At 38.2% G+C, this 6956-nt stretch carries 7 protein-coding genes; all 7 read right to left on the bottom strand.

What is annotated here, in order from left to right; translation table 11 throughout:
- Positions 1-322 precede the first annotated feature (322 nt).
- On the bottom strand, positions 323-1114 hold the full coding sequence (locus ACTQXY_RS14790; RefSeq protein WP_441660103.1) for a CvpA family protein: 792 nt from the start codon (positions 1112-1114) through the stop codon (positions 323-325).
- An 8-nt stretch (positions 1115-1122) separates the two neighbouring features.
- On the bottom strand, positions 1123-2370 hold the full coding sequence (locus ACTQXY_RS14785; protein WP_441660102.1) for a DUF5711 family protein: 1248 nt from the start codon (positions 2368-2370) through the stop codon (positions 1123-1125).
- 57 nt (positions 2371-2427) lie between these two features.
- Positions 2428-3468: a LysM peptidoglycan-binding domain-containing protein gene (locus ACTQXY_RS14780; RefSeq protein WP_441660101.1), complete on the bottom strand. Its 1041-nt coding sequence runs from the start codon at positions 3466-3468 to the stop codon at positions 2428-2430.
- A 147-nt stretch (positions 3469-3615) separates the two neighbouring features.
- Entirely contained in the window at positions 3616-4101 is a 486-nt protein-coding gene (locus ACTQXY_RS14775) for an HD domain-containing protein (RefSeq protein ID WP_441660100.1), read from the bottom strand.
- Between the two features lie 87 nt (positions 4102-4188).
- A complete protein-coding gene (locus ACTQXY_RS14770; protein WP_441660099.1) occupies positions 4189-5124 on the bottom strand; it encodes a transketolase C-terminal domain-containing protein in 936 nt (311 codons plus the stop codon).
- Positions 5112-5948, bottom strand: a complete 837-nt coding sequence (locus ACTQXY_RS14765) for a thiamine pyrophosphate-binding protein (RefSeq protein WP_441660098.1) — start codon at positions 5946-5948, stop codon at positions 5112-5114. The genes ACTQXY_RS14770 and ACTQXY_RS14765 overlap by 13 nt, the downstream gene beginning before the upstream one ends.
- Positions 5949-6031: 83 nt before the next feature.
- Positions 6032-6685 carry a fructose-6-phosphate aldolase gene (gene fsa / locus ACTQXY_RS14760; protein WP_004614330.1) on the bottom strand — a complete coding sequence of 218 codons (654 nt, stop codon included), beginning with the start codon at positions 6683-6685 and terminating at the stop codon, positions 6032-6034.
- Positions 6686-6956 lie beyond the last annotated feature (271 nt).

Genomic DNA, 6956 nt, shown 5'->3' with positions numbered 1-6956 from the left:
TTTTCTCTTTTAAGAATCTTTCAGGGTTATCTTGTCATCTGTTGTTTAATTATCAATGTTCTTTGTTTTTGTTGTCTTGCGACAGCTATATTAGATTACCACATCTCTTTTCGCTTGTCAACAACTTTTTTATTTTTTTTCAAATTCTTTTTAAGTTGTTTTTGTCTCTCCTTGACAACGAACGTTATTTTATCATGGCTTTACGTAACTGTCAATACATTTTTTAATTTTTCTTAAAAATACCGCAAAATAACTTTCCATCGTTATTTTACGGTACCTTTTTCCTCATTATTTGTCTGAAATTTTCTCTAAAACTTCGCTCCTACCTAAATCTGGTAATAGCTTCCAAAAGTGGATTGTGATTATACAAAAATGTAAGCATCTGACTATCTGCAATATTTTCAAAACAAATCTTTCCTATTGATGTCGTATACAATAGTGTCACAACAATCAAAATCACCCAGATAATAATCACTCCTGTTGCCATTCCAAGCACTCCGCCCGCAATTCTGTTGAGTCCCCCTATAACCGGAAGATCGCTGATCAATCCAAGCATATAGACAATTGTGCGGACGACTATTGTAACTATTAGAAGTGTCAGCAGAAATCCCACAAAATCCGCAATCACTTTCGCCATATACGCCCCAACATACTCACCAAACGTACTGACTCCCAGATTTTTGTAAATCTCTGCATTATTATTTTCTAAGAGTAAATCACGAAATAATTGTGGAATATTTGCATTTTCAATCGCTGAAATCTGCTGTTCTCTCGTCAGATCAATCTTTCCTATCAGATTTTTTATGTCATCTTCCGTAATCCCAGCCGATTCCAAATCAATTCCATCTAACTTTTGTCCATTGATTTCAATCCCCGATAAATCCATATCTTCCAAATCCGGAGTTAATAATTCCACACATTTTTCCTGTACCATCGTCTCTAAAGGCGTCACTTTTAAAATTCCTTTACTCACATATGGCGTAAGAAAAACCACCAAGACGATAATAATGATTGTTGCAGCTAATGAAGCCACTATTTTTATAAACCCTCGAACCAAACCGGCAATCACACATACCAAAAGTATAATACCGGCTAAAATTAATAATCCATTCATATACTCTCCTATTTCACCAGAAGGACTTCCTGAAGTCCTTCTGCACTTATCACCATGTATTTATTCAGACCCGCCATTCGGAAGATTTCCATAATACTCGTCTCCATCTTACCTTCAAACTTACACACCCCAGAATAGTTCAATATCATGCATTTATCTCCATCATATAAAACTATCTGATTTCTGGTCATTTTTATATTTCCATACTCACCCTCAAAATCTTTTGACAGTATCTGTTTTCCCTTTGTATTATAAATGCGGAGTTCATATCCGCTTTTTCCAGAATTTTTCAGAACAAGCGCTACTCCACTCTTATCATATGACACGCTTTTTATCTCTTTTTTGATCTTTATCTTTTTGATCTGCTGAAGCTCTTCCAAGCCACTGTGGAACACCAGCATATCATTTCCTATCAACACAGAAATTTTCTCATTCAAAAACGCAACCGTCGGAACCACTTCGTTCTCATATTCTTTTTCAAAAACTTCGTGATCTTTCTTCTCTTCTCCCGCCTCACCAAAATTGTAACAAACCACTTTTGTCATCGCCTCGCTGCCTTTTGTAGATAAGTATGAAACAAGAAGCGCTTCTCCATTATTGGAAATGGCAATATCCAATGGATACCCAGTATTGGCAAGTGAAGTATTCTGCTCCACAAGTATATTCCCTTTTGCATCATAACAAATAATCTGCTGTGTGGACTCACCTTTAAGCACTGCGCCTACGATTCCCTGTTCCGAAACAACCAGCTTTTGGATTGGACTCGTTGTTTTAATCTCTCCTTTTAGTCCATCTTTTTGGAATACCAAAATACTCGTCCCACCTTGATCTCCCACAGCTACAGCCCCTTTGCACACTTCTACAATCGGATTCTTCATCTGACATGGCTGATTCCATATCTCCTCACCTTTCTTATCCAGATAAACAACACCATCCCGACTATATTTCAGGATACCTCCCGCATACTCTATGTAACTGCTATTATCCGCTTCCTCAATCTTATATGTAGCCTTAACTGTTATATTCTCGTAAGTTTGATATTCCAAAAACATCCCCACACCTACTGCCGCCACGACAAGTGCCACAGCTCCGATTGCAATCCATCTAAGGACACGATATCTGTGAGCCTTTATCTTTAACTCCATCTCCCACATTATATCTTGTTTGTCTTGTAATTCTTCTATAATATTTTCTACAATCTCCTCTGTTGGATCCTCTTTTTTCTTTACAATATGAAAACCAAGCTTTTTCTTCATATGCTCCCCTTTATTTCTTCTTTGGTTCATGCTACTTCAACAGTATAGCACATTTTACTATGGTAACAACAATTTTTGTCCGATAAAAATGAGATTTCCATCCTCTAAGCCATTCATCTTACAAATTGCTTCTACATGTGAGATATCCCCATATACTTTTCTACTAATCGTGGCAAGCGTATCTCCTTTTTCTACCACATAAACATCATCTTCCAGAATTGTTTCCTCTATGTTTTCCCGTTCTCCATCGCTCTCAACAGCTTCTTTCTCTTTGTCCTCTTTGACAATTTCTCCTCCTGTCTCCATCACCTCATCTCCTTCTTTATTAGCAACTGATTTAGAAATAATATCCAAAGATTGCTGAACTCCCTGCATTTTATCATAGTTGTTAATCATCGTAATCCCAATCACAAATACCACCAAAACCAAAAAGGTACTTGCCGCATATACAAGTCTTGCGCCGTGCCTTTCTTCGTTTTTTTCCATCTTCTCTTTTATGGCATCGCGAAAATTCTTTGTAACTCGATCTTCAACAGGTTCACTGGGTGTCATATTATTGTTTTTTCGACTTGCAATCATGTAATTTTGCATTTCCAAATTTTTTTCATAATAAATATAATGTCCACCACACTCCATCAGTTCCTGATATTTATGTATGTAAAATTGCTCTTCCCGGTCTAGTGTATTCTTTAACACAAATATACTTTTTTCTTTAGAAAAAAATTTCTTATGTATTTTCTTTATATTATGAGTAGCCTCTGATGGTTGTCCAGAAACACTCAAAAACCAGCCTAGAATCTCTGCATTTTCAAAATATTGTTTGCAGATCTCACATGCATTTTTCCAAACCGCATCTTGAATTTGAATATCCTGCCCTTTCACGGTCACTTCACACATCCGAATCGCTCCGTATATATAAATCAAATCCTGATCTTCTTCTTGTACTTTTTCTCCAACCAAAAACGCCCCTATCGGCATCTGGTCAGTCTTATCACATAGTTGATTAAAAAACGTGTCTACATAATCTTCCACATAGATTTTTGAACTATCACTCACATTTCCTATTTGTCGAACATTTTTCGGAAGTTGTTTCTTCATTTTCTTTCACCTCATCTGCATATTTTTCCCCATCATAGCATATGAAAAGTGCTGAATTTATCATACGATGTCATCTATTTCAGAAAATGTTCGACACAAATCATAAAGAAAAGATAGGAAAAACTTTTTTCTCCTATCCTTTCTACATCATCTTCTTTTACTCGTCTCGCATGCCCCGCAATATTTGTCGGTAAGAGTCGTAATAAACCCTTCCTTTGTTTTTGGTATTCTAAAAAAAGTAACTGGCCACATATGATTATAGATAATATCTTTTTCAATCTCATTCAATTCAAAAAATTTGCTCGCATTCTTTAACGCTGTCTTCGGATGTGTAAGTCCATGAAAACGATCTCCTGTTTTTTTCGCATGCGTGTGCCAGTCATATAAAAACAAGTCATGTAGCATCGCTCCTCTCGCCGCCGACCTTGCATCTAAATGAAAAAAACGGCACCACTGATAATTGTAATATGCCACATGTACACAATGCTGGTAGCAATTCGTCGTGCCGTGATGAGGATATAATTTCATACGAAGCACGACAGGATGTTCGGCAATATCTCGAATGCAATCGTAAAAATCATATTTCCATTCATCCCGCAGACTGTATAGTTTATCTTGAATTTTTCTAAACATTTTGCATCCCTCATAACATTTTGATTTCTCAAACATCATAAAACATAAGAGGCGAAAGTGTCAACACTCTCGCCTCTTATGTTTTTATTAAAACTCTTTTATTTTTTTATAAATGCTTTCCGCATCTAAACCGTATTTTTTAACCAACTCAACTGCCGGTCCTGATTCTCCATAAGTATCATTGATACCAATCTTCAGAACTTTTGTAGGTGCTTTTTCCGATAACACATCACAAACCGCACTTCCAAGTCCGCCAATCACGGAATGTTCTTCAATTGTAACTACTTTTCCAGTCTCTTTTGCAGCTTCCACAATCAATTCTTCGTCCAAAGGTTTGATTGTATGGATGTTAATTACTTTTGCATCGATACCATCTGCCGCTAATTTTTCCGCCGCTTCCAGTGTCTCAGCTACCGGAAGACCTGTGGCGATCAAAGTGATGTCCTTTCCTTCACGAAGAACAACACCTTTTCCAAGTTCAAATTTATAATCTTCACGATCGTTAATTACCGGAACTGCAAGTCTTCCAAAACGAAGATAAACAGGTCCTTCATGCTCATAAGCAGCTTTTACTGCCGCTCTTGCTTCCACATCATCCGATGGGTTTATGACAACCATCCCCGGAATTGTTCTCATAAGTGCAATGTCCTCGTTACACTGATGTGTCGCACCGTCTTCTCCTACTGAGATTCCTGCATGTGTCGCACCGATTTTTACATTCAGCTTCGGATATCCGATAGAGTTACGAATCTGCTCAAATGCACGTCCTGCCGCAAACATTGCAAACGAACTTGCAAACGGAACCTTTCCTGTTGTAGCAAGACCTGCTGCAACACCCATCATATTACATTCTGCGATTCCGCAGTCAATGTGACGTTCCGGAAATACTTTCTTAAATACGCCAGTCTTTGTGGCAGCTGCTAAGTCAGCATCCAAAACAACAAGATTCTCATGTTCTTTTCCTAATTCTACAAGGGCATTTCCATAACTGTCACGAGTAGCAATTTTCTTTACATCTGACATAGTGCTTCACCTACTTTCTCTAAATCTGCCATTGCAACTGCATATTGTTCTGCATTCGGTGCAGAGCCATGCCATGATGCCTGATTCTCCATAAACGACACGTTCTTTCCTTTGATCGTCTTTGCAATGATCGCTGTCGGCTGACCTTTTGTCTCTCTTGCTTCTTTAAAAGCTGCATCCAAAGCATCAAAGTCATGTCCATCCACATTGATCACATGGAAATTGAAAGCTTCAAACTTCTTGTCGATTGGATATGGCGAGCACACTTCATCAATTGCACCATCAATCTGAAGTCCGTTATTGTCTACGATCACAACAAGATTATCCAGTTTTCTGTGACTTGCAAGCATTGCTGCCTCCCATACCTGTCCTTCCTGAATCTCGCCGTCACCTAACAGTGTGTAAACTCTGTAATCTTCATTCGAAAGTTTCGCCGAAAGTGCCATACCTACAGCAGCTGAAATTCCCTGTCCAAGGGAACCACTTGACATATCTACTCCTGGAATATGTTTCATATCAGGGTGACCCTGTAAATAAGATCCTACCTTACGAAGTGTAATCAGATCTTCCACCGGGAAAAATCCTCTGTGAGCCAATGCAGCATAATATCCAGGCGCTGTATGCCCTTTTGATAATACGAAACGGTCTCTATCTGCTTTTTTCGGTTCTTTCGGATCGATATTCATTTCCTCAAAAAATAAATATGCGTAAATATCTGCCGCTGACAGTGATCCACCCGGATGTCCGGATTTTGCATTGTAAACAGCCGTCACTGCACCTTTTCGAACCTCATTAGCTATTTTCATTAATTCTAATTTGTTCATGAGCTGCCTCCTACTTTTTCATTTTACGTTCAATACACTCTTGATTATATTTGTACCATTTCAAATATGCAAGTACATTTTCATTATTCACCAAAAACAGCTTTGTAATCCGCCTGGAACTTTGCAATTCCCTGATCTGTTAAAGGATGTTTTGTCATCTGTTCAATCACAGCATATGGAACAGTCGCAATATCTGCTCCGGCCAAAGCACAGTCAGTCACATGGATTGGATTTCTTACGCTTGCTGCGATGATCTCTGTGTCCAGCCCTGCAACTGCAAAAATCTCTGCAATCTCGGAAATCAGATCCACACCTCTGACAGAGATATCATCCAACCTTCCTAAAAACGGAGAAACATATGTTGCTCCGGCTCTCGCAGCCAGCAATGCCTGATTCGCCGTGAAAATCAAAGTCACATTTGTCTTAATTCCTTCTGAGGACAATACTTTACAAGCTTTGAGTCCCTCCACTGTCATAGGGATTTTCACAACCATGTTCGGATGGATTTTCGCAATGGCTCTTCCTTCTGCAATCATTCCTTCTGCGTCAACAGTTGTAGCTTTCACTTCTCCGCTGATTGGTCCATCTACAATCGATGCAATCTCTGCAATAACCTCTTCAAAAACACGTCCTTCTTTTGCAATCAGTGACGGATTGGTTGTAACTCCACAAATCACACCCATATCATTTGCCTTTTTAATATCCTCTACATTTGCTGTGTCAATAAAAAATCTCATATTCATTTCCTCCTTCGACCACTAAATATCCTGAATAATTCTTTATGAACTCATTATATCATCCCTTATTCTCCCGTCAACCGGGCACATTTTTATTAGTAATTATTTTTATTAATATTTTAAACTTATTATTTCTATAATGTGAAATATTTTCCTTTGCTATAAAAAATAGGCTTCGCCTATTCAGCTCCCCTTCCCCTCAATCTTGAGGGGTTAGGGGGTTTCTTTTTCTTCCTTTTTCCTGCATAATAGACTTATGAATATCTTACAA

Origin of the sequence: Faecalimonas sp. LCP19S3_D12 (assembly GCF_052121495.1) — a bacterium.
In the GTDB taxonomy this organism is placed as follows: Bacteria; Bacillota; Clostridia; order Lachnospirales; family Lachnospiraceae; genus Faecalimonas.
This window is presented reverse-complemented; position numbering and strand designations above follow the sequence as displayed.

Coding starts and splice junctions, on each gene's coding strand:
- ACTQXY_RS14790 (WP_441660103.1), bottom strand. CDS start 1,114: ATGAATGGATTATTAATTTTAGCCGGTATTATACTTTTGGTATGTGTG.
- ACTQXY_RS14785 (WP_441660102.1), bottom strand. CDS start 2,370: ATGAAGAAAAAGCTTGGTTTTCATATTGTAAAGAAAAAAGAGGATCCA.
- ACTQXY_RS14780 (WP_441660101.1), bottom strand. CDS start 3,468: ATGAAGAAACAACTTCCGAAAAATGTTCGACAAATAGGAAATGTGAGT.
- ACTQXY_RS14775 (WP_441660100.1), bottom strand. CDS start 4,101: ATGTTTAGAAAAATTCAAGATAAACTATACAGTCTGCGGGATGAATGG.
- ACTQXY_RS14770 (WP_441660099.1), bottom strand. CDS start 5,124: ATGTCAGATGTAAAGAAAATTGCTACTCGTGACAGTTATGGAAATGCC.
- ACTQXY_RS14765 (WP_441660098.1), bottom strand. CDS start 5,948: ATGAACAAATTAGAATTAATGAAAATAGCTAATGAGGTTCGAAAAGGT.
- fsa (WP_004614330.1), bottom strand. CDS start 6,685: ATGAGATTTTTTATTGACACAGCAAATGTAGAGGATATTAAAAAGGCA.